19 protein-coding genes are annotated in these 22,107 nt (G+C 34.2%); 8 read left to right on the top strand and 11 right to left on the bottom strand.

From position 1 onward, the window contains the following. Positions 1-314: 314 nt before the first annotated feature. Together ACYSNV_RS03775 and ACYSNV_RS03770 are read right to left on the bottom strand one after the other, a co-directional pair. On the bottom strand, positions 315-1,289 hold the full coding sequence (locus tag ACYSNV_RS03775; protein WP_461761230.1) for a quinone oxidoreductase family protein: 975 nt from the start codon (positions 1,287-1,289) through the stop codon (positions 315-317). Positions 1,290-1,356: 67 nt separating this feature from the next. Next, entirely contained in the window at positions 1,357-2,007 is a 651-nt protein-coding gene (locus ACYSNV_RS03770) for a Crp/Fnr family transcriptional regulator (RefSeq protein WP_461761229.1), read from the bottom strand. Positions 2,008-2,418: 411 nt separating this feature from the next. Between ACYSNV_RS03770 and rpmH the strand changes: the two genes are divergently transcribed. The 4 genes from rpmH to mgtE all read left to right on the top strand — a co-directional run bounded on the left by rpmH (position 2,419) and on the right by mgtE (position 8,529). Continuing rightward, positions 2,419-2,580, top strand: a complete 162-nt coding sequence (gene rpmH / locus ACYSNV_RS03765) for a 50S ribosomal protein L34 (RefSeq protein ID WP_461761228.1) — start codon at positions 2,419-2,421, stop codon at positions 2,578-2,580. 170 nt (positions 2,581-2,750) lie between these two features. Beyond that, positions 2,751-5,603, top strand: a complete 2,853-nt coding sequence (carB, locus tag ACYSNV_RS03760) for a carbamoyl-phosphate synthase large subunit (RefSeq protein ID WP_461761227.1) — start codon at positions 2,751-2,753, stop codon at positions 5,601-5,603. A 150-nt stretch (positions 5,604-5,753) separates the two neighbouring features. Continuing rightward, positions 5,754-7,082, top strand: a complete 1,329-nt coding sequence (locus tag ACYSNV_RS03755) for a DNA recombination protein RmuC (RefSeq protein WP_461761226.1) — start codon at positions 5,754-5,756, stop codon at positions 7,080-7,082. A 133-nt stretch (positions 7,083-7,215) separates the two neighbouring features. Continuing rightward, on the top strand, positions 7,216-8,529 hold the full coding sequence (gene mgtE, locus ACYSNV_RS03750) for a magnesium transporter (protein ID WP_461761225.1): 1,314 nt from the start codon (positions 7,216-7,218) through the stop codon (positions 8,527-8,529). Positions 8,530-8,650: 121 nt separating this feature from the next. On the opposite strand, the gene ACYSNV_RS03745 is transcribed toward mgtE, so the two are convergent. After that, on the bottom strand, positions 8,651-9,895 hold the full coding sequence (locus tag ACYSNV_RS03745; RefSeq protein ID WP_461761224.1) for an MFS transporter: 1,245 nt from the start codon (positions 9,893-9,895) through the stop codon (positions 8,651-8,653). 126 nt (positions 9,896-10,021) lie between these two features. Between ACYSNV_RS03745 and meaB the strand changes: the two genes are divergently transcribed. Further along, positions 10,022-11,131, top strand: a complete 1,110-nt coding sequence (gene meaB, locus ACYSNV_RS03740; RefSeq protein ID WP_461761223.1) for a methylmalonyl Co-A mutase-associated GTPase MeaB — start codon at positions 10,022-10,024, stop codon at positions 11,129-11,131. Here the strand turns inward: meaB and ACYSNV_RS03735 are convergent. The 3 genes from ACYSNV_RS03735 to ACYSNV_RS03725 all read right to left on the bottom strand — a co-directional run bounded on the left by ACYSNV_RS03735 (position 11,128) and on the right by ACYSNV_RS03725 (position 13,728). Further along, a complete protein-coding gene (locus ACYSNV_RS03735; protein WP_461761222.1) occupies positions 11,128-11,373 on the bottom strand; it encodes a hypothetical protein in 246 nt (81 codons plus the stop codon). The two genes, meaB and ACYSNV_RS03735, sit on opposite strands and share 4 nt — an antisense overlap. 11 nt (positions 11,374-11,384) lie before the next feature. After that, entirely contained in the window at positions 11,385-12,758 is a 1,374-nt protein-coding gene (locus ACYSNV_RS03730; RefSeq protein WP_461761221.1) for an MATE family efflux transporter, read from the bottom strand. Between the two features lie 97 nt (positions 12,759-12,855). Beyond that, positions 12,856-13,728 carry a PPK2 family polyphosphate kinase gene (locus ACYSNV_RS03725; protein ID WP_461761220.1) on the bottom strand — a complete coding sequence of 291 codons (873 nt, stop codon included), beginning with the start codon at positions 13,726-13,728 and terminating at the stop codon, positions 12,856-12,858. Positions 13,729-13,792: 64 nt separating this feature from the next. On the opposite strand from ACYSNV_RS03725, the gene ACYSNV_RS03720 reads away from it, so the two are divergent. Then, the gene (locus tag ACYSNV_RS03720) at positions 13,793-14,632 is read left to right on the top strand and encodes a DUF6929 family protein (protein WP_461761219.1); all 840 of its coding nucleotides are present in this window, start codon (positions 13,793-13,795) and stop codon (positions 14,630-14,632) included. A 162-nt stretch (positions 14,633-14,794) separates the two neighbouring features. On the opposite strand, the gene ACYSNV_RS03715 is transcribed toward ACYSNV_RS03720, so the two are convergent. Both ACYSNV_RS03715 and nhaA read right to left on the bottom strand, forming a co-directional pair. Then, on the bottom strand, positions 14,795-16,426 hold the full coding sequence (locus ACYSNV_RS03715) for an ABC-F family ATP-binding cassette domain-containing protein (RefSeq protein ID WP_461761218.1): 1,632 nt from the start codon (positions 16,424-16,426) through the stop codon (positions 14,795-14,797). 174 nt (positions 16,427-16,600) lie between these two features. Then, a complete protein-coding gene (gene nhaA, locus ACYSNV_RS03710) occupies positions 16,601-17,944 on the bottom strand; it encodes a Na+/H+ antiporter NhaA (protein ID WP_461761217.1) in 1,344 nt (447 codons plus the stop codon). Positions 17,945-18,322: 378 nt separating this feature from the next. Here nhaA and lipA point away from each other — a divergent pair, with 378 nt between their 5' ends. Both lipA and gap read left to right on the top strand, forming a co-directional pair. After that, positions 18,323-19,195, top strand: a complete 873-nt coding sequence (lipA, locus tag ACYSNV_RS03705; protein ID WP_461761216.1) for a lipoyl synthase — start codon at positions 18,323-18,325, stop codon at positions 19,193-19,195. A gap of 46 nt (positions 19,196-19,241) precedes the next feature. Next, on the top strand, positions 19,242-20,261 hold the full coding sequence (gene gap, locus ACYSNV_RS03700) for a type I glyceraldehyde-3-phosphate dehydrogenase (protein WP_461761215.1): 1,020 nt from the start codon (positions 19,242-19,244) through the stop codon (positions 20,259-20,261). 91 nt (positions 20,262-20,352) lie between these two features. On the opposite strand, the gene yajC is transcribed toward gap, so the two are convergent. From yajC to nusB, 3 genes are read right to left on the bottom strand one after another with little or no spacing between them, the layout of a single operon-like run. Next, the gene (gene yajC / locus ACYSNV_RS03695; RefSeq protein WP_461761214.1) at positions 20,353-20,628 is read right to left on the bottom strand and encodes a preprotein translocase subunit YajC; all 276 of its coding nucleotides are present in this window, start codon (positions 20,626-20,628) and stop codon (positions 20,353-20,355) included. Between the two features lie 22 nt (positions 20,629-20,650). Next, complete coding sequence (locus ACYSNV_RS03690; RefSeq protein WP_461761213.1) at positions 20,651-21,103, bottom strand: DUF1573 domain-containing protein; 453 nt, start codon at positions 21,101-21,103, stop codon at positions 20,651-20,653. Positions 21,104-21,112: 9 nt separating this feature from the next. Then, a complete protein-coding gene (nusB, locus tag ACYSNV_RS03685; RefSeq protein ID WP_461761212.1) occupies positions 21,113-22,054 on the bottom strand; it encodes a transcription antitermination factor NusB in 942 nt (313 codons plus the stop codon). Between the last annotated feature and the right edge of the window lie 53 nt (positions 22,055-22,107).

The following is a 22,107-nucleotide window of genomic DNA, read 5'->3' as shown; positions in this document are numbered from 1 at the left end:
TCTATATAACAGTTACTTTTAAAGCTCTTTTTGTCAAAACTCTTACCTGGCTTGATTTATTCTTAAATTGAATTTCTAGTAATTAAAGCTAGTCAAAAAGAGTTTTAGTACCTTAGAGTTGTTTTTTAAAAAGCCGACCCACTAGTTTATTGAAAAATAATCTAATGGGGCAATCACTATAACTCTAAGATTAGATACATAAACAAAAAACTTCCGTTAAGTAAATAACCTGTTTTACTACATAAAACATCTAGCTAAAAACAAGTTAACAATCAGCTTAATAATCAACCAGTTATCTTGTGTAAAAAAGATTCTTATATTAAAATCACTAAACGCTTACCTGGTTGTGTGCTTTGTTGCCAAGCAGTTTGAATATCTTTTAAATCTGCTGTTTGGGTGTGTATAATGAGTTTTCCTAGACTCGCTAATTCAAAAATCTCGGGCAGAATTTCACTAAAAAGCAATTCTACTTCTTGCCTACTCCAACTACCCATACCACAACCAGATATTCGGATATCACTTGATCTTAACACAGAAGAGGATAAAGTAATTGTATCGCTAATCATTCCACCTAGAGTCACATATTCAATGGGGTGGGAAAATTCTAGATCTGACTTTAAGGCAGATAAAATCAATTGTGCACTGCTTCCCCACAAGTAATCTATAACCACATCAATGGGGTGTTTTTTATGAAGCTGTTTTAATTGTTGCACAAAACTTTCATCACTGGTTTGTAGATTAATCACATCACTGGCTCCCATGGATAATAATTCCTGTAATACTTGCTTGTTTCTACCGGTTACAATTACCCTAGAGGCTCCATAATATTTTGCTATTTGCACCGCTAGTTTTCCAGTTACACCAGTTGCTCCATTAATTAAGACAACTTGTCCCTTTTTTAATTTACCCTTAAAACGCAAAGCTAAAGCAGATCCCATTACTGCATTGCCAAGAGCTGCAGCTGTTACATTGTCAAGGTTATCGGGAATCTTCACAATACTATTTTTCTGCACAAGGGCTTTTTGAGCCATCATACCAGTTTTACTAAGCCCATAAACCCGTGTGCCGTCTTGTAAAACACCCACACCATCAGTGCCCACCACCTTGGGTGTCCATGGTTTGTCTTGTGTTGAATAATGTACTCCTTTTGCCTGCATCTTATCTAAATTCTTTAATGCGGCCGCTTTTACTTGAATTAATACTTGCTGCTCATTTTGTATTACCGGGTCTTTGAAATCTTTGACAAACACAGGTAACTCTGCTTTGTTATATACTACTGCTGCTTCCATTGTATTGTTTTTTTTTCAAACCTATAACATTCAAAACTGGTAAACGATAACATTTGTTATTAAATACTCATACCCGTTTTCCCTTAGCCAACTTAGCTTTAATGCGACTAAGATGTACGGTGGAAATTCCCAAATAAGATGCAATATAATGTTGAGCCACCCTTTGAACTACCTCTGGTCTTTCTAACACTAAATTCTCATACCTTTGTTGAGCAGTATACTTCAAGGTAGAAAAGAAATAGTTCATATAATCAAAAGTCCTTTGAAATATTTTATTTATAAACATTTCACGAAGATGTGGTATTTGTTTTATTTCAAAAAGGATTCTATCTAAATCATCCTTATGTACCCACCAAAGAACACAAGGTTCGATGGTTTGAATATCCGTGGGGCTAGGCTGTTGTTTAATAAAACTCTCGATTGAACCAACCACTTGATTTTCAAAAAAAAATTGACAAGTAATTTCCTTTCCCTGCATATCAAACCACACGCGAATACACCCCTTTTGAATCAAAAACATCTTCTTAGGTATTTCGCCCTGTTTTAAAACAGTAGTCTTTGCCGGGAGTTCTACACAAGTAAAGCAACTTGAATAATCCTGCCACTGTTTATCGGTGAGTTGAAGTTTCTCTTTGAGTTCATCTAGCATTTTTTTGACCTTTAAATTAATAATCTCTGGTTTTACTCTACCACTAGCTTTATTTTCAAAGTAAAGCATTTAAATAACAAATTTATCGCTTCCTATTAAAACAAGTAAATAAGAATCATTGATTTTAAAAAAAATCACTTACTATCCCCCTCTAACTCTTTTTTAAAGATAAAATAACTACCAAGCCAATTTTACAAAGCTTACTATACAAGAGCCTTGATGGTTAAAAAAATCGTTTATTAACCGATTTGTTGTATCTTTACCTGCGTAAACATATAATCTCACCATTTTACAATACAAATCCTTGGTTATAAACATATATATGTATATAGCTTTTAATAAGAAGTAAATAAATAAAAAATATTTTTGAAAAAGGTTTTGTAAGAGAAAAAGACTTTTATATATTTGCACTCGGTTTTGAAGCGAGACATTCAAAGCTGAATAGAAGAAGTAAAAATTTAAGATTTAAAGATAAAAGCAATGAGCAAGAGAACGTTTCAACCATCGAATAGAAAAAGAAGAAACAAACACGGTTTCATGGACAGAATGTCTACACCTAACGGTAGAAAAGTATTAGCGGCAAGAAGAGCTAAAGGAAGACACAAATTATCTGTTTCTTGTGAAACTAGACATAAAAAATAATGTTTTTTTAAAACATAAATAAAGGTGTTACTATTATGGGTAACGCCTTTTTTTATACTCAATTCACAAAATTTGAGTGAAAAAAACATAAAAAATCACACACACACAGCACTAAACTTACTTTTTTTAATCTAAAAGGAGTATTTAATAAAACAACACAAAGAAAAAAGATGCCTAAAGACAACTCTATCAAAACGGTTTTAATTATTGGTTCAGGACCGATAGTTATTGGACAAGCTTGTGAATTTGATTATTCTGGTTCACAGTCTGCTAGATCATTAAAAGAAGAGGGAATTAAAGTTATACTTATTAACTCAAACCCTGCTACCATTATGACTGATCCTTCCATGGCAGATCATATTTACTTAAAACCATTAACTGCAAGATCAATCATTGAAATCCTTGTTGCGCATCCAGAAATTGATGCTGTTTTACCTACCATGGGTGGACAAACTGCTTTAAACCTATGTTTAGAGTGTGACGAGAAAGGAATCTGGTCTGATTTTGGAGTGCGCTTAATCGGAGTAGACATCAACGCGATTAATGTTACAGAAGACCGTGAACAATTCAAACAATTACTTTCCACTATCGATGTACCTGTGGCACCTGCTAGAACAGCTACATCCTTTTTACAGGGTAAAGAAATTGCACAAGAATTTGGTTTTCCTTTAGTTATCCGTCCGTCTTTCACTTTGGGTGGAACTGGAGCTGCTTTTGTGCACAACGCAGAGGAGTTTGATGATCTATTAACCTATGGTTTAGAGGCCTCTCCAATCCACGAGGTACTTATTGATAAGGCTTTATTGGGATGGAAAGAGTATGAATTAGAGTTAATTCGCGACAAAAATGATAACGTAGTTATTATTTGTACAATCGAGAATATGGATCCAATGGGAATACATACTGGAGATAGTATTACAGTAGCTCCAGCTATGACTTTATCGGATACTACATTCCAAAGAATGCGTGATTTATCGATTCGTATGATCCGTGCCATTGGTAACTTTGCTGGAGGATGTAACGTACAATTTGCTGTGTCTCCAGATGAAAAAGAAGATATTGTTGCCATTGAAATTAATCCACGTGTATCACGTTCATCTGCTTTAGCATCTAAAGCTACAGGATATCCAATTGCTAAAGTGGCTACAAAATTAGCCCTAGGATACACCCTGGATGAACTACAAAATCAAATTACTAAATCTACATCTGCTTTATTTGAGCCTACATTAGATTATGTAATTGTAAAAATACCGCGTTGGGATTTTGATAAATTCGAAGGAGCAGATCGCACTTTAGGTTTACAAATGAAATCAGTGGGTGAGGTAATGGGAATTGGACGCTCATTCCAAGAAGCATTACACAAAGCCACACAATCTTTAGAAATTAAACGTAACGGATTAGGAGCTGATGGTAAAGGTTATACCAATTATGACCAAATTATCGATAAGTTAACTAACGCTAGTTGGGATAGAGTATTTACCATTTATGATGCTATTCAACATGGTATACCTCTTAGTAGAATTCACGAGATCACTAAAATAGATATGTGGTTTTTAAAACAATACGAAGAGTTGGCTATCTTAGAAAAAGAAATTTCTAACTACACTATTGATACTTTACCAAAAGATTTACTATTAGAGGCTAAACAAAAAGGTTTTGCAGATAGACAAATCGCTCATATGCTAAACACATTAGAGAGTAAAGTTCATCAAAAACGTGAAGAATTAAACATCCAACGTATCTTTAAATTAGTAGATACTTGTGCAGCGGAATTCCCTGCAAAAACACCATATTACTACTCTACATTCGAGGCTGAGATTCAAAAACCAGACGGTACGGTATACACAGCCAATGAAAGTGTAGTTACAGATAAAAAGAAAATAATCGTTCTTGGTTCTGGACCTAACCGTATTGGACAAGGGATCGAGTTTGATTACTCATGTGTACATGGAGTAATGGCTGCAGAGGAGTGTGGTTATGAGACCATTATGATTAACTGTAACCCAGAAACAGTATCAACTGATTTTGATACAGCAAGTAAATTATATTTTGAACCAGTTTTCTGGGAGCATATCTATGATATAATCCGTCACGAAAAACCAGAAGGGGTTATTGTTCAATTAGGAGGACAAACTGCTTTAAAACTTGCAGAAAAATTAGAACGTCACGGCATTAAAATCATCGGAACAAGCTACGATGCTTTAGATCTTGCAGAGGATCGCGGACGTTTCTCAACTTTATTAGAAGAGTTAGAGATCCCATTCCCTAGATTCGGTGTGGCTAAAACAGCTGAAAAAGCCTTAGAATTAGCAGACGAATTAGACTTCCCACTACTTGTACGTCCATCTTACGTACTTGGAGGACAAGGAATGAAAATTGTAATCAACAAAAAAGAATTAGAAGAACACGTAATTGAGCTTTTAAACTCAATCCCAGGTAACACACTTCTTCTTGATCACTACCTAGATGGTGCAATCGAAGCAGAAGCAGATGCTATTTGTGATGGAGAAAACGTTCACATTATTGGTATAATGGAGCATATTGAGCCTTGTGGAGTTCACTCAGGAGACAGCCACGCTATGTTACCTCCGTTTAACCTAGGTGAATATGTTTTACAACAAATTAAAGATCATACCAAAAAGATTGCAGTTGCATTAAAAACAGTTGGATTAATCAATATCCAGTTTGCAATAAAAGATGATGTAGTTTACATTATTGAAGCAAATCCAAGAGCATCTAGAACGGTTCCTTTCATTGCAAAGGCATACGGTGAGCCATATGTGAATTATGCTACAAAAGTGATGCTTGGACACAATAAAGTAACAGATTTTACTTTTAATCCACAATTAAATGGATATGCTATAAAAACACCTGTATTCTCTTTTAGCAAATTCAAAAATGTAAATAAAGCTTTAGGCCCAGAGATGAAATCCACAGGAGAAAGTATTTTATTTATTGATAGCTTAAAAGACGATACATTCTACGATATTTACGCTCGTAGAAAGATGTACTTAAGTAAATAAATATCTTTAAATTTTAAATAAGAAAAGAGGTTAGTTTTTATAGCTAACCTCTTTTTTTTTGCTACAAACCCTAGCAACATACAAGGAGTTATTCTAAAGTATTTTACTTATTTTTGAACCGTTTATTAAACCTTTATTACCCTTTGTATTATGAGTTATGAATTGTTATTGGCCATTAGCTTTTTTCTAATTATACTAGCTTTTTTTATCGGCCATAAATCTGCTAAGAAAAACCAAGCAAACTCCCAGGTAGAGTTCTTACAAGCCAAGGCAAATATTTCGTATTTAAATCAACAAATTATGGATTTACAAAACGATAAAAAAGCCCTTTTGGAAAGCGAGCAAATTCAAAGGATTGATAACCAAGACCTAATAGCACAAAATGCAAAATTAAAAGTAATAGTGCAAAATTTAGAACAAAACCTAAATCAACAAAAAATACAAAGCCAAGACTTACAAGAGAAATTCAGTAAGGAATTTGAAATTCTAGCCAATAAAATACTCCAAGATAAAAGCGAACACTTCACTAAGGTAAATAAAGATAATATTGAAAATATACTAACCCCTTTACAAGAAAAAATAAAGAATTTTGAGTTAAAAGTAGAACAAACCCATAAAGAAAGTATTGATTACCACGCAGCTTTACGTCAACAAATCTTTGGCTTACAACAAACCAATACCAAGATGAGTCAAGAGACTCAAAACTTAACAAAAGCCTTAAAAGGAGACAATAAAATACAAGGAAATTGGGGGGAAATGATTCTGGAGAGTATTTTAGAGAAATCAGGATTAGAAAAAGACAGAGAGTATCACACCCAAGTTAGTCATACCAATGAATACGGAAAACGTCTGCAACCTGATGTTATTATATCCCTACCGGCTAATCGCCACATGGTAATTGATTCCAAGGTGTCTTTACTGGCCTATGAACAGTATATCAACCACAGTGAAACCCAGAGCCAAAATAAAGCACTACAGGAACATATCGTATCGATCACAAGACATATTGATCAATTATCGGCTAAAAGATATCAGGATATTTATCCAGGTAGTTCACCTGAATTTGTACTGTTATTTATTCCCATAGAAACCGCTTTTTCTGTTGCTATTAATCAAGATGCTAGCCTATATAATAAAGCCTTTGAAAAAAACATTGTTATTGTTACTCCTTCCACCCTTTTGGCAACCTTACGCACTATTGAAAGTATGTGGAAACAACAAAAACAAACTCAAAACGCCTTTGAAATAGCCAGACAAGCTGGCTTACTTTACGACAAATTCGTAGGGCTTACACAGGATTTAACAAAGATTGGTAAAAAATTAGATGAGGCTAAAATAGAATACGATAACGCGTTTAATAAACTTAGCCAGGGTAAAGGAAATTTAATTGGCTCTGTACAGAAATTAAAAGACATGGGAGCTAAGGCTAAAAAATCCTTAGACACCCAATTAACTGACAACCAAGAACTCCATTTTTAAAATTTCATTAGAATACTATTAGGATTTGAAGTAAAAATTTAATCTTTTACATAAATTTTTAATTTTGCACAACAAAGCTTACATTTACTATGAATTACATTTAATTTTATTAATTGTATAAATACTGCATTTTATGAATTTTAAAGACATGCACCCTGCTGATATTGCCGAGGTACTCTCTGGAATGAAGAAAAAACAGAGAAATTTAGAGTTTTTAAAGCTACCTTCTGCTTTAAAGGTCGAGGTGTTTTCTTTCTTGGAGATTAATATCCAAGAAGAGATTGTTCGTAGCATGACCCAAGAGGACTACGCCGAGGTATTGAATAATTTAGAACCAGATGACCGTACTGAATTATTTGAAAACTTCCCAGACGAATTAATTAAATATTCCATTAACCTTTTAAATGATACCGAAAAGCAAATAGCCCTTAATTTAATTGGCTACAAACAAGACAGTATTGCCAGGTTAATGACCCCTTTATATATTCAAACAAAACAGGATCGAACCGTTAAACAAGTCTTGGAACATATCAAAGTATATGGTAAAAAAGCAGAGACTTTAAATTATATCTATGTAGTGGATAGTCACAATCGCTTAATTGATGACTTAAAAATAGGCCAGTTACTCTTAGCCGATGAAAACACGCTTATTTCTGAATTAATCGATCATAACTTTGTTTCCATTACCACTACAACAGCCATGGAAGATGCTTTTGATATCTTTGAAAAATACGATAGAAGTGCATTACCTATTATAACTGAAAAAGGAGTTTTAGTTGGGATTGTAACTTTTGATGATATTTTAGATAAAATCAAAGAGCGAGACACAGAAGATATTCAAAAATTCGGGGGGATGGAAGAATTAGATCTATCCTATACCCATACCCCTTTGTTTGAACTTGTTAGAAAACGTGCCGGTTGGTTAATTATCCTATTCTTAGGAGAGATGTTAACCGCATCGGCTATGGGTTACTTTGATGGAGAAATAGCCAAAGCAGTAGTACTTGCTTTGTTTGTTCCTTTGATTATTTCCAGTGGAGGAAACTCCGGTAGTCAAGCAGCCTCTTTAATCATTAGAGCCATGGCACTTGGAGAGCTAAAACTAAGTGATTGGTGGTATGTGATGCGAAAAGAAATTGCCTCTGGAGTAATGCTTGGAGGATTACTTGGTTTTATAGGCTTTATACGAATTATGATTTGGCAACAAGCCGGTATTTACGATTATGGCGAACATTGGTTTTATGTAGCCTTAAGCGTTTCTATATCTTTGTTGGTTATTGTACTCTGGGGTACTTTATCGGGTTCTTTAATTCCTTTTATCTTAAGGAAATTTGGTCTAGATCCGGCAACAGCCTCTGCCCCATTTGTAGCTACTTTAGTCGACGTTTCTGGTTTAATTATATACTTTAGTATTGCCGCTGCCTTACTAACAGGAAGGCTGCTTTAAAAATAAAAACCTACAAAAACAATATAAAAAGCCCCAAATACTCACCAGTTTACAACCAAAAGAGTATTTGGGGCTTTTCTATACTAGAAATTCGTTTTTGTCTATTTCAAGCTTAAATAGATTAATCCTGTTCGATAAATTCTACTTTTTTCATGTTTGGTAAAAACCATGCAACAATACCTAAAAGAGGTAAAAATGCACAAACGTGATAGATATACTCAATGGAAGTTTTATCGGCTAACCAACCCAATAGGGCCGAACCAACTCCACCCATTCCGAAAGCAAACCCATAGAACAATCCCGAAACCATACCAATTTTTTTAGGCAAAAGTTCTTGGGCGTAAACCAAAATAGATGGAAAAGCAGAAGATATAATAAGACCTATTAGGATAATTAAAATGGCAGTCCAAACAAGTCCCACATATGGAAGTAATAAAGTAAGTGGAGCAACACCTAAAACTGAAAACCAAATAATATACTTTCTTCCTACTTTATCTCCAAAGAATCCCCCAATTAGAGTTCCGGCAGCGGTAGCCAAAAGGAAATAAAAAAGGTAAACTTGAGCCTGTGCGTAAGTTATACCAAACTTATCCATTACATAGAATTGAAAGTAACTCGAGATACTTGCCACATAGAAATATTTAGAGAAAATAAGCACTAATAGAATTACAATAGAGCTATTAATACGCAATTTACTTAACTGAGGAATCAATATTTTCTTTTTCTGCTTGGCCTTGGCAACCTGCAAAACTTGTTTATACCAAGTTCCTATAAAATAATACACGCATTGGGCTACTAAACCAACCACTAAAAACCACAATAAATATACCTGCTCTTTGGGTAAAACAACCCAAGCCACCAATAAAGGAGCTAATGCTGTACCGGTATTTCCACCAATTTGAAAAATACTCTGAGCCAAAGAACGCTTACCTCCTGAGGCTACAAATGATACTCTTGAGGATTCAGGATGAAAAATAGATGATCCTATTCCTATTAACATTACCGCTACCAATATCCAAATATAACTCGGTGCAAAGGCTAATAAAACAACCCCAAGGGTTGAGAATACCATACCGTATACTTGCGAGTATGGCTTTGGATTTTTATCGGTATAAGCACCCACTAAGGGCTGTAAAAGAGAGGATGATAATTGAAAGCAAAAGGTAATCATACCTATTTGTGCAAAATCTAAATTATAATTGTCTTTTAGTAAAGGATAAGTTGCAGGAACAATAGCTTGAATAAAATCATTAAACAAATGTCCTACACTTATTAATAGCAAAATGGGATAAACTGTCTTTTGCGCTGTAGTTTGATCTTTTACCTTTTGTTTTAAACCTTGAGTAAAAGCTTGCATATTGGTCATAATAGATAGGTAATTTTCAGGCAAATATACTAGATATTAGCCGCAGAGACTTAATTTTTAAGATAAAATTTTTCTCTGCTACAATTTTTATTACTTTTACTTTATACCAACCAAAACTAAAAAAAAGTGAATAATTCAAAGGATCCTGAATCTAATAAATCAGCTTTAAAAGAAAATCAAGGAATCACCCAGCCCAATATTCTAAATCCTAAGGCGATTCGTCTTTTACAAGATCGTAGAAAAAAAGCAGTATCCGCCCAAGAAATTATTCAAGGAATAGTACAACAAAACAAAGTCTATTTAAGTCAAGGCATTACCCTTATAGAAAGTCTAAAGACCGAACATCAATTAAAAGCTCAAGAGATTATTCAGGCCTGTTTACCCTACGCCAATAAATCCATACGAATTGGTATTACAGGGGTTCCAGGGGTTGGAAAAAGTACTTTTATTGAAGCTTTTGGAACACTGCTTACCTCATTGGGTAGAAAAGTGGCAGTCTTGGCCATTGATCCAAGTAGTAGCATTACTAAAGGTAGTATTTTAGGAGATAAAACTAGAATGGAAGAGCTTGTAAAAGATCCTAACGCCTATATAAGACCTTCTGCCTCTGGGGATAGCCTTGGTGGTGTGGCTAGAAAAACCAGAGAGAGTATTGTTTTATGCGAGGCTGCAGGCTATGATACTATCTTAGTGGAAACCGTAGGAGTTGGACAAAGCGAAACTGCCGTACAAAGTATGGTAGATTTCTTTTTATTATTAAACCTAGCTGGTGCAGGCGATGAATTACAAGGTATTAAACGCGGTATTATGGAAATGGCCGATATGGTGGTTATTAATAAAGCCGATGGCCAAAATATAGACAAAGCCCGTATCGCAAAATTACAATACAACAGGGCCTTACATTTATTTCCCGCTAAAGCCTCAGGTGTTGCACCTAAGGTTAGAACCTGTAGCGCGATTGAACATATTGGCATTGAACCGATCTGGAACTTTATCCAAGAATTTGAAAAAATAACAAAACAAAATGGTTATTTTCAAAACAATCGAAACTCACAAAACCAATATTGGATGATGGAAACCATTCACGAGCAACTTTTAAATCATTTTAAAAGTAGCCCTGGAATTACACAAAGCATTCAAACCAACAAAAAAGCAGTGCAAAAAAGTGAAATTTCACCCTTTGCAGCTGCTTGGCAAATATTAGATATGTATTTTAAATCTTTGGATAAAAATTAATCTTCTAAATCTTCATCCTCTACATAACGTTCCATTTCTCTTTCATAGAACTCTCCTGCTAAAGCAATTAAGTTCTCTATCTCGGCTTGAACCTCAGCCTCTTCAGACTCTTCAATGGTTTCTAGAAATTCCATATCCTCTTGATTTAAATCGATAATAAATCTAGGAAATTCTAAGTGAACAATATAGATAGCCTCTGGATTGTCACTATTGTCAGCTAATACGAATTTTGGTAACTGCATAATATGTCTATTTAATTATTTTTAATTAATCGTTTTGTTAATATATGAAAGCGTATGGATAACACAATGGCCGCGGTGGTTAAACCCGCTAAAAGACCAATCCAAATACCTACTGCTTTTAAATCTGTATATAAACCCAAATAAATCGATACTGGGAAACCTATAATCCAATAAGATATAAAGGTAAGAACCATTGGAACATTTACATCTTGTAAACCTCTTAAAGCACCTAAAATAATTACCTGTATTGCATCACTGATTTGAAAGATTGCTGCAACTAAAAGTAATTGAGCACCAATTCGAATTACTTGCTGGTTTACCAAAGCTTCATTTATATCGTGATTGTTCATAAATAACATAGGGATATAATTTCGAAGTGCTACAAAAACAAGCGCTAAAAAACTATAAGTTATCACTCCCATTAAAACAATACTAGTGGCAACCACACGTAACTTCACATAATCCTTTAAACCCCTTTGGTTACCCACTCGAATCATAGCCGCAACACCAAGACCACTTGCAAGCATAAAGGTCATAGAGGTCATACTAAGGGCGATTTGATTGGCCGCTTGAGACACAATATCAATCATACCTGATAACCAAACTGCCCCAACAAATAAGGCCACTTCAAAGAAACTCATTAAACCAGATGGTAAACCAATTTTTGCGATGGTTAAACTCATATCTTTTGTAATTTCTTTAAAAGAAATTCCACGTAAAAAAGGCTTAAAATCACTTTGTGAGCGCAATGAGAAATGCATAAACCCAAGCATTACAATTCTGGAAATAAGTGTTCCGTAAGCCGCTCCAAGCATACCCATCTCCGGAAAAAACCACACCCCGTAAATAAGTACGTAATTAAAAAAAACATTCGTTACATTGGCTATAATGGTGGCGTACATCGAGTTCTTTGTACGACTTTTTCCATCAGAAAATTGCTTATAGGCTTGATAAATGACAAGGGGAATTAAAGACAAGGCAACAATATCCAAAAAAGGCTTAGCCAAAACAATTACCTGTTCAGGTTGTTTCATATACACCAATAAAGGCTTTGCAAAGTAAATAACTCCAAAGAGTAAGATTCCAATTAAACTACAAAGGAAAAGTCCGTTAATGAAGATTTTCCTACCCTGTTCATTATTCTTCTCGGCATCACTATGAGCCACCAAAGGCGTAATTGCTGTGGAGAATCCAACTCCCAAAGAAATCGCTATAAAAACAAAGCTATTAGCAAGAGAAGCAGCAGCTAATTCAGTGGCTCCAATTTTCCCAACCATTATATTGTCAATCACCCCAACAATAGTGTGACCAAGCATGGCCAGTATAATTGGATAAGCCAATTGAATATTATACCTAAACTCTTTAAAGTATACCGATAGATTCATTTTATTTTTTTTTGTGCAAATATACACCCTTGTTATTAAACCCAAGGTATTTTTACAATCTAGATTTACACTCTTAAAAATCTTGGTTAAAAATGCCCTATTCTAAAAGTAAACTAGTTTTGTATTTTTGTAAATTATTTAAAATATCACTAGACAGCTCAGGTGGTTTTACATAGGGCATCTTATCGAAAATATCTTTTAATATTCCAGCAAATATATATCGAGAAATTAATTTATCATCCGAGGGAATCACATACCAAGGAGCCTGTTTAGTGTGTGTTTTTTCAATAGCCATTTGATAATATTCTTGGTATAATTCCCAATATTGGCGCTCGTTGATATCCTCTGGGGAAAACTTCCATTGATGTTTTGGTTTATCTAGTCTTCTTAAAATTCGTTTTTTCTGTTGGTCTTTACTTAAATGTAAAAAGAACTTTAAAACCAAAGTACCATTTGCACTTAAATGCTTTTCGAAATTAATAATATCCCTATAGCGTGAATTCCAAAACTCAGGAGTTAAGTCCTTCTGGGAGTCAATAAAAGGAATATTTTCTTTAAATACCACTTGTGGGTGCACCCTGGCAATTAACACATTTTCATAATGACTGCGATTAAAAACTGTAAATTTCCCGCGTTCCGGCAAAGCAATATAATGTCTCCAAAGATAATCGTGCTCTAATTCCGCTGAGTTGGGTTTTTTAAAACTTTGCACCACAACCCCACGTGCATTAAAATTTCTAAACACCTCGCGTATTAAACTATCCTTACCCGCTGTATCCATACCTTGTATGCAAATTAAAACACTATATTTATTATGAGCATACATATTGTCTTGAAACTTACTTAAAGACCGGGTTAATTTCTCGAGTTTCCTTTGGCATTTATTATCCGAGATTCCTAAATCAACACTAGTTGGTAAACTAGAGAGATCAAAATCAGGTTGTACCTTGTATTTTTGTTCAAAATTCATAACTGCTGTTTTTACTTAGTTAATTTACTCTATTTTTGTGGAACTAACTAGATGAAAATTAACCATGAAGCAAATAACCTTAGAACTTTTTTTATTACTAATGAATTTACAATCTCCCTCAGGGATTGTTTATCAGCACGATCATATTCATGTAATTAGTGATAATAGTACTTTTTTCTATCGTTATGATACCCAAGATAAGCTATGGAGCCAAACTCCAATTAGTGAACTAGATTATGGGCTTGTTGAAATACCCAAGGATATTAAACCCGATTTTCAAGCTATTACTTACGATCAAATGGACTTTTATATCTTTGGATCAGGTAAAAACCAATCTGCCTTGGATATGGTTAGAGTCAATAAGATGAACTACCAGGTCCAAGAAATAGAGTATCTTGATATATTATATGACTCTATGATGGATATTGGCAATATATCTGTAGAGGACTTTAATATTCAAGGTGTAATAAAAAACCAAAATAAATGGTATTTTTTTAACCGTGGAACTAGTCCAGAAAATAAAAACGGGATTTTTGTGGTAGATGCCCAAAACATCATTGATCATTTCAATGTATACTACCTACCTATAAAATTACCTAAAATAAACAAGAAAGACAGTGGGTTCACCGATGCTACCCTAGTGGGGAACTCCATCTATTTTATAGCAACCCCTATAGATCAAGAGGATACTTTTTTAGATCAAAAAAATAAAGGTACTTTAATTGGAGAAATTACTTTGGATAAACTTAAGGTCAAAAAAACAAAAGTAATTAGCAAGGAATTAAACTTTCAAGGAATTACTCTATATGATCAAAATAAAAATAATTTAAGTTTTTTACTTTCTTTAAACCCAGGTAATACCCACAAGCAAACTGCTATTTACAAGCTAAATTTTAAAAAATAAAAAAGGGGGCTGTCTCACAATTCAAAACGCCCCCCTGTTTATCTAATAAATATTTTATTTTTCTTAGTACATTTATTCATTTAATCTAAATTATAAATTATACCTAATAAATTACTCTGGAATACCAAGTGAGTAACCATTATAAAACAAAACCTTTTTTAACTATTTTTCAATCTCTTTTAAACTCTCCATCTTTTTTGTGGCCAAAAAGCCTTTAATATCTTCAAAATGCTCTTTAACACGCTTGTTTGAAAATTCAAATACTTTTTGGGCTAATCCATCCAAAAAGTCACGGTCGTGAGAAACCAGGATAATAGTTCCTTCAAACTCCTTTAAGGCTTCTTTAATAATATCTTTGGTTTTCATATCCAAATGATTGGTAGGCTCATCCAAAATAAGTAAATTATATGGTTCTAAAAGTAATTTAACCATTGCTAAACGTGTTTTTTCTCCCCCAGATAAAACCTTTACTTTCTTCTGAATATCATCTCCTTGGAACATAAAAGCTCCTAGAATATTTTTTATTTGTGTTCGAATATCACCAACTGCAATACGATCAACTGTTTCAAAAATAGTTAAATTCTCATCCAATAAAGAAGCCTGATTTTGAGCAAAATAACCGATTTGAATATTATGACCAATCTCTAAACTACCTTGAAAATCAATCTCCTGCATAATGGCTTTGATCATTGTGGATTTTCCTTGGCCATTTTTTCCAACAAAAGCAACTTTTTGACCGCGCTCAATAACAATATCGGCATCTTTAAACACAACATGCTCATCATAAGATTTGCATAACTCTTTTACCACCACAGGATACTGTCCGGAACGTGGAGCAGGCGGAAATTTTAATCGCAAAGCAGAGTTATCTACCTCGTCTACTTGAATAATATCAAGCTTCTCCAACATCTTCACACGGGATTGCACTTGTAGTGTTTTTGAATAAGTTCCTTTAAAACGCTCGATAAACTCGGTTGTCTCGGCAATCATTTTTTGCTGTTCTTCATATGCCTTAAGCTGATGAGCGCGACGGTCTTGACGAAGAATTAAATAGTCAGAATATTTAGCCTTGTAATCATAAATTTTCCCCATAGTTACCTCTATGGTACGATTGGTAATATTATCCACAAAAGCACGGTCGTGAGAAATCACCATAACGGCCTTTGCTTGATTGATTAAAAAGTCCTCTAACCACTCTATACTCTCAATATCCATATGGTTGGTAGGTTCATCCAATAAAATCAAATCTGGCTTTTTCAATAATATTTTTGCCAATTCGATTCGCATGCGCCAACCTCCTGAAAACTCCGAGGTCTTTCTCTGAAAATCTTCACGAACAAATCCAAGACCTTTTAAAACCTTCTCCACCTCGGCTTGATAGTTTACCTCTTCAACGGCATAAAACTTCTCACTTAATTCGGAAACTTGCTCAATTAACTTCATATAAGCATCACTCTCATAATCCGTGCGGACAGTCAACTCTTGGTTAATTGCATCGATCTGCTCTTTCATTTGAAAAAGCTCGCTAAAAGCTTTACTAGCCTCTTGCATTACAGTACAATCATCCTGTGTAAGTAAATGTTGTGGTAGGTAAGCAATAACAGCATCCTTAGGTGCAGAAATAGAACCTGTGGAGGGTTTATTAACACCTGCTACTATTTTAAGTAACGTAGATTTACCTGCTCCATTTTTACCCATTAGAGCGATTTTATCATTCTCATTAATAGAGAAGTTAACTCCGCTAAAAAGCGTAGTTCCACCAAATTGCACAGAAATATCATTAACTGTAATCATATGTGTTTCCTTATTTTATTTTGCTGCAAATATAATACTACTTTATCGTGGACCAAGAAAAAAAAAGGCAATTCCATTGTTTTCTATAAGGTGTAATTTCCTTAAAAAAAAGGCCTTGAGACGAATCTCAAGGCCTTATAGTTATTTTATAAACACCTAAGGGCGCTAATTTTTTTATTTTGATTTACCAGAAAAACGCAAAATTAAAAACCCTAAAATACCTCCAATACCAGAGGCCATTAAAATTCCTATTTTTGCTTGCCCTGGAAATTCAGGATGTGCATTTATATCAAAGGCTAACTCGGTTACAAATAAAGACATGGTAAACCCAATAGAGGCCAATAGTCCTAAACCAAGTAATTTAATATAATTTGCTCCCTCTGGCATAGGGGCTATCTTTAATTTAACAATAAGAGCTGTAATACCAGCCACACCGATAACTTTTCCTAGTACAAGTCCAAAACTTACCCCAAGGGTAACGGCACTGATTCCTTGCCCCTCTGCACCCATGGAGAACGGAATTGCAGCATTAGCCAAAGCGAAAACAGGCATAACAAAAAAGGCAACAAAACCATGCATTCCATGTTCTAAACGAATAGATGGAGGTAATGCCTCTGTGGCTAATTTTTGTATTTTTTCAACACTTACTAATTGATCCCCGGTTAAAATCTGACTATTATCACTAGGCTTACCTGCTTTAAAACGATCTAGATATTTGCTAATTCTTGAACTAAAGAATGCTCCTGGAACGCGCATTGTAGAAGGAATTGCAAAAGCAGCCAATACAGCGGCTATAGTTGCATGAACACCCGAGAGAAGGAAGAAAAACCAAATACCACCGATTCCAAAAATAGCGTAATAAATAGTATTTCGTATTCCAATTAAATTACTAATCAATAATAAGGCGAAAAACCCAAAACCTAGACCTAAATTCAACAAAGAAAGCTCCGAGGTATAAAAAAGTGCAATCACTATAACTGCTCCTAAATCATCGGCAATGGCCAAAGCGGTTAAAAACACCTTCAAAGATGTTGGCACTCGATCCCCTAAAAGGTAAAGTACTCCTAAAGCAAACGCGATGTCTGTAGCCATAGGAATTCCCCATCCATGAGCTGCATCGGTACCACCATTAAAAAACAAATAAATACTCGCAGGAACAACCATCCCTCCAATTGCTGCAATAATAGGTAACATAGCTTTTTTAGGAGAAGACAACTCACCGGTTGATAATTCTCGTTTTAGCTCTAAACCAACAACAAAAAAGAAAATAGCCATTAAACCATCGTTTACCCAATGTTTAAAGGAGTGATTTAACGTAAAGTCATTAAAAGAAAATCCAATATAATTATTATCCCAGAAATTCATGTATTGCTCAGCCCATGGCGAGTTGGCTAAAAAAATAGCCACCACAGCTGCAATAAATAAAACTATACCACCGGAAGTAGATTTATCCATAAACCTTTTAGCAGGATCGGAAATATACTTATCGGCAAGAGTCAATTTAATTTTGTTTTCCATCTTTTAAATAATTTGGAGCGAATATACCTTTTCTATCTGTTTTTGGCAAATCTGTAAAAATCCAAAATTGATATTTCTATAAGTTTTTTAATACTACTTTAATTAAAACACCACATAATGCATAAGCAAACTTGTGAATATGCTATACACTTTGAGCTTTTATTTGATTTTTACTATAACTTATACAAACCGAAAAAAACTGTATTTTTTTTTCATCCTACCCTGCCTTAGACTTATTTTATACTCCCAAGCCTCGCCCAGCAAAGCTCTTTACATTGTTCTGTAAATCAATCTGTAAGAGAATAAAAATCATTTACCCGTTAAAAAGGAGTTTAAAATTAATACTTTAAGTATATTTGTGTTTTGAAAATCACAAATATGGAAACTGTTTTAGACTCAAATATTAAGCCAACAGCCAAACCAAAGTGGTTACGCGTAAAACTTCCTACAGGAAAAAAATATACCGAACTAAGAGGTTTAGTTGATAAATATAAGCTTCATACCATTTGTACCTCTGGAAGCTGTCCTAACATGGGTGAGTGTTGGGGAGAAGGTACCGCAACATTCATGATTTTAGGAAATATTTGTACCCGTTCTTGTGGATTCTGTGGTGTTAAAACAGGTCGTCCAGAGACCGTGGATTGGGATGAACCAGAGAAAGTTGCTCGCTCTATAAAATTAATGCAAATCAAACACGCGGTAATCACAAGTGTGGACAGAGATGACTTAAAAGACGGAGGATCTATTATTTGGGCAGAAACCGTTGAGGCAGTAAGAAGAATAAGTCCAGGGACAACTATGGAAACTTTAATTCCTGACTTCCAAGGCATTTATAGAAACATTGATCGCATAATACAGGTTAATCCTGAGATTGTTTCCCATAATATGGAAACCGTTAAAAGATTAACGCGTGAGGTTAGAATTCAAGCTAAATACGAAAGAAGCTTGGAGGTATTAAAGTATTTAAAACAACAAGGTATCAACCGTACTAAATCGGGAATTATGCTAGGTCTTGGAGAAACCAGAGAAGAGGTAATTCAAACCATGCACGATTTAAGAGAGGTAAATCTAGATGTTTTAACCATTGGTCAGTATTTACAACCAAGTAAAAAACACTTACCTGTTAAACATTACATTACCCCAGAACAATTTGAAGAATACGAAAAAATAGGCCTTGAATTAGGCTTTAGACATGTTGAAAGTGGAGCCTTAGTTCGCTCCTCCTACCGAGCACAAAAACATTTATTATAAGATATATATGGTCGCTGTGGCGACCATCTTTTTTAAACTATGGCTTATGAAAAAAATAAAAGTCGCTATCAATGGATTTGGTAGAATTGGTAGAAATTTATTTCGAATCCTTTTAGATCATCCTTTAATTCAAGTAGTTGCAATAAATGATCTTGCTGATGCAAGAACCATGTCCCATTTACTTAAATACGATAGCATTCACGGGGTATTGAAAAAAGATGTCACTTTTACAGAGAATCAAATAATTGTAGATAACAATCCCGTGGCTTTTTTCAGACATAGTCAAATAAGTGATTTACCTTGGAAAGCCTTAGAGGTAGATTTTGTTATTGAAGCTACAGGTAAGCGCAAAACAAGTGAGCTTTTATATCAACATATTGTTCAAGGTGCTAAAAAAGTAATCCTATCGGTTCCACCTGAAGACAATATAATTAAGACCATTGTTCTTGGAGTAAACCAAGATATCTTAACCGATCAAGACTTAATTGTTTCCAATGCTAGTTGCACCACAAACAATGCAGCTCCGATGATTAAAGTTATTCAAGAGTTATGTGGAATCGAACAGGCCTATATAACCACAGTTCACTCCTATACAACCGATCAAAGTTTACATGACCAACCTCATAAGGATTTAAGAAGAGCCAGAGGTGCAGCCCAAAGTATTGTACCCACAACAACAGGTGCGGCTAAAGCGTTAACTAAGATTTTCCCTGAATACGAAGGTAAATTAGGCGGTGGCGGAATCCGAGTTCCTGTACCCGATGGATCTTTAACAGATATTACCTGTTATGTTAAACACCAAGTTAGCATTCAACAAATCAATCAAGCCTTTGCCAATGCTGCACAAAACCAACTAAAAGGTATTTTAGACTACACCCAAGATCCTATTGTATCGGTAGATGTTTTAGGGAATCCAGCCTCGTGTTTGTTTGATTCTCAATTAACATCGGTTTTAGATAAAATGGTTAAAGTGGTTGGTTGGTATGACAATGAAATTGGTTATTCTAACCGATTAGTTGATTTGATTATTTTCATGGATAATTTAAACAAAAAAAATAACCTCTAAAAAATGCTAAGCATTTTTTAATGGAACCTGTATAAAACAAAAAAAGTGAGCTATAGCTCACTTTTTTTGTTTTATATCTACTTGTTGTAAATTATTTTTTCTCACTTAATCTTTGGCTCATCTCCATAGAAACAGCTGAGCGCTCTATAAGAAGTTTTCCAGCCATAGTCTCAAGAACAATCGTATCTTGGTTTAATTCAGCAATTTTACCGTGAAGACCACTTTTTGTAATAATACGATCCCCCACTTTAATAGCTGCTTCGAATTCTTTTTCTTTCTTAGCTCTTTTTTGTTGTGGACGAATCATTAAAAAATAAATCACCCCAAACATTAAAATAATTGGCAAAAACTGTTGTAAACTTTCCATATATAAATTATTTTCGTTTTTTTTAATTGTTTCTAGGTAAAACATTAGCCTTTATAACTAATATTTCCTCTCCTTTTTCTGTGTTAGTTCTTAAATTAACTGTTTTTTGTTGCATTCCAGCTTGTGCTTGTTGAAAACGAACTTTTAAAACAGACGTCTCACCTGGTAATATAGGTGTTTTTTGATAATCTGGAACCGTACAACCACAAGAAGCTGATGCATCTATAATAATCAACTCACTTTGTCCAACGTTCTTTAATTCAAACTCTGTAAATACAGCTTGGTTGTTAGCTACATCTCCAAAATCATGACTTGTCTTTGTGAATTCAATCTTAGGATATAATTTTGGCTTAGAAGATTCTTGTTCAACTAATTGTGCGTTTTGTGTGTCAATTTTACTTGACGCCTGTGTATTATCTTTACAAGACACCAATGCTAAAGTTGCACAAAAAACTAATAATAAACTTTTTTTCATAATTATTAATTATAGTAAACCTTTACCTATTTTGCTTATTTTACCTTCTTGGCTATAAGCTTTGGATATATTATCTAATACTCCGTTGATAAAAATACTACTTTTTGGCGTAGAATACTCCTTTGCAACCTCTAAATATTCATTAATTGTTACTTTAACAGGAATTGAACTAAAGCGTAACATCTCACAAATAGCCATACGAAGTATGATGGTATCTAATTCAGCAATACGCTCTGGATCCCAATTTGGAGTTTTATCTTCAAACTCCTTGGTTAATTCTTGGTAATTCAAAATCGTTTTTCGATACAAGCTTATTGCAAACTCACGATCATCAACATCTTTATACAAACGCGGTACAAAAATTTGTGTATCCTGTTCTTTGATTTGTCGTAGTTGCTTTTGAATCATCGTATTAACAACTGGTAGATCATCCACCCATGTTAATTTTGTATCTTCGAAAAAAGCATAAATTTTTTCATCAGGTGCTACAATATTTGTAAATACATCACATACAAATTTACGATCATCTTCAAAACTACATGTTGGTTTGCTCATGTAGTGATTATAAATCTCACTTTGTTTGATTTGTTCTAATAACAAATTGATGTAGGTGTAGTTGATTTGCCAGTGGTTTAACTTATTCTCCTGTACTTTTGAAGTAATAGAAACAGATTCCTCAAGAATATTGAGAACTTTATTGTCGATAAATCTGTTATTTGGATTTCGTTCTTGCGCAGTAGCTAAATGTTTCTTTTGGCCTAGGGATAATAACTCAGCTTCTTTTTTTCTAACCTCCACCAAGCTACTGATTACTAATAGATATAAATCCTGTAGATTTTCTATACTATCAATTAGAAACTTCTCTCCGCTTTGGATATTGTCAGAGTTACTTTGTTGCATCATATAAAGAGTTTGCATAACCTTTATACGAATGTGTCTTCTGTTTAACATGCTACTTAAGAACTTTTTAGATAAATGAATGTCGTTTATTTAACAGGGCAAAG

Source organism: Myroides sp. LJL119, assembly GCF_054871605.1.
The sequence above is the reverse complement of the archived record's forward strand: the minus strand, read 5'-3'. Positions and strand labels throughout refer to the sequence as shown.

Excerpts from the sequence above, each read along its gene's own strand:
- ACYSNV_RS03775 (WP_461761230.1), bottom strand. The coding sequence starts at position 1,289 with ATGGAAGCAGCAGTAGTATATAACAAAGCAGAGTTACCTGTGTTTGTC.
- ACYSNV_RS03770 (WP_461761229.1), bottom strand. The coding sequence starts at position 2,007 with ATGCTTTACTTTGAAAATAAAGCTAGTGGTAGAGTAAAACCAGAGATT.
- rpmH (WP_461761228.1), top strand. The coding sequence starts at position 2,419 with ATGAGCAAGAGAACGTTTCAACCATCGAATAGAAAAAGAAGAAACAAA.
- carB (WP_461761227.1), top strand. The coding sequence starts at position 2,751 with ATGCCTAAAGACAACTCTATCAAAACGGTTTTAATTATTGGTTCAGGA.
- ACYSNV_RS03755 (WP_461761226.1), top strand. The coding sequence starts at position 5,754 with ATGAGTTATGAATTGTTATTGGCCATTAGCTTTTTTCTAATTATACTA.
- mgtE (WP_461761225.1), top strand. The coding sequence starts at position 7,216 with ATGAATTTTAAAGACATGCACCCTGCTGATATTGCCGAGGTACTCTCT.
- ACYSNV_RS03745 (WP_461761224.1), bottom strand. The coding sequence starts at position 9,895 with ATGACCAATATGCAAGCTTTTACTCAAGGTTTAAAACAAAAGGTAAAA.
- ACYSNV_RS03735 (WP_461761222.1), bottom strand. The coding sequence starts at position 11,373 with ATGCAGTTACCAAAATTCGTATTAGCTGACAATAGTGACAATCCAGAG.
- ACYSNV_RS03730 (WP_461761221.1), bottom strand. The coding sequence starts at position 12,758 with ATGAATCTATCGGTATACTTTAAAGAGTTTAGGTATAATATTCAATTG.
- ACYSNV_RS03725 (WP_461761220.1), bottom strand. The coding sequence starts at position 13,728 with ATGAATTTTGAACAAAAATACAAGGTACAACCTGATTTTGATCTCTCT.
- ACYSNV_RS03720 (WP_461761219.1), top strand. The coding sequence starts at position 13,793 with ATGAAGCAAATAACCTTAGAACTTTTTTTATTACTAATGAATTTACAA.
- ACYSNV_RS03715 (WP_461761218.1), bottom strand. The coding sequence starts at position 16,426 with ATGATTACAGTTAATGATATTTCTGTGCAATTTGGTGGAACTACGCTT.
- nhaA (WP_461761217.1), bottom strand. The coding sequence starts at position 17,944 with ATGGAAAACAAAATTAAATTGACTCTTGCCGATAAGTATATTTCCGAT.
- lipA (WP_461761216.1), top strand. The coding sequence starts at position 18,323 with ATGGAAACTGTTTTAGACTCAAATATTAAGCCAACAGCCAAACCAAAG.
- gap (WP_461761215.1), top strand. The coding sequence starts at position 19,242 with ATGAAAAAAATAAAAGTCGCTATCAATGGATTTGGTAGAATTGGTAGA.
- yajC (WP_461761214.1), bottom strand. The coding sequence starts at position 20,628 with ATGGAAAGTTTACAACAGTTTTTGCCAATTATTTTAATGTTTGGGGTG.
- ACYSNV_RS03690 (WP_461761213.1), bottom strand. The coding sequence starts at position 21,103 with ATGAAAAAAAGTTTATTATTAGTTTTTTGTGCAACTTTAGCATTGGTG.
- nusB (WP_461761212.1), bottom strand. The coding sequence starts at position 22,054 with ATGTTAAACAGAAGACACATTCGTATAAAGGTTATGCAAACTCTTTAT.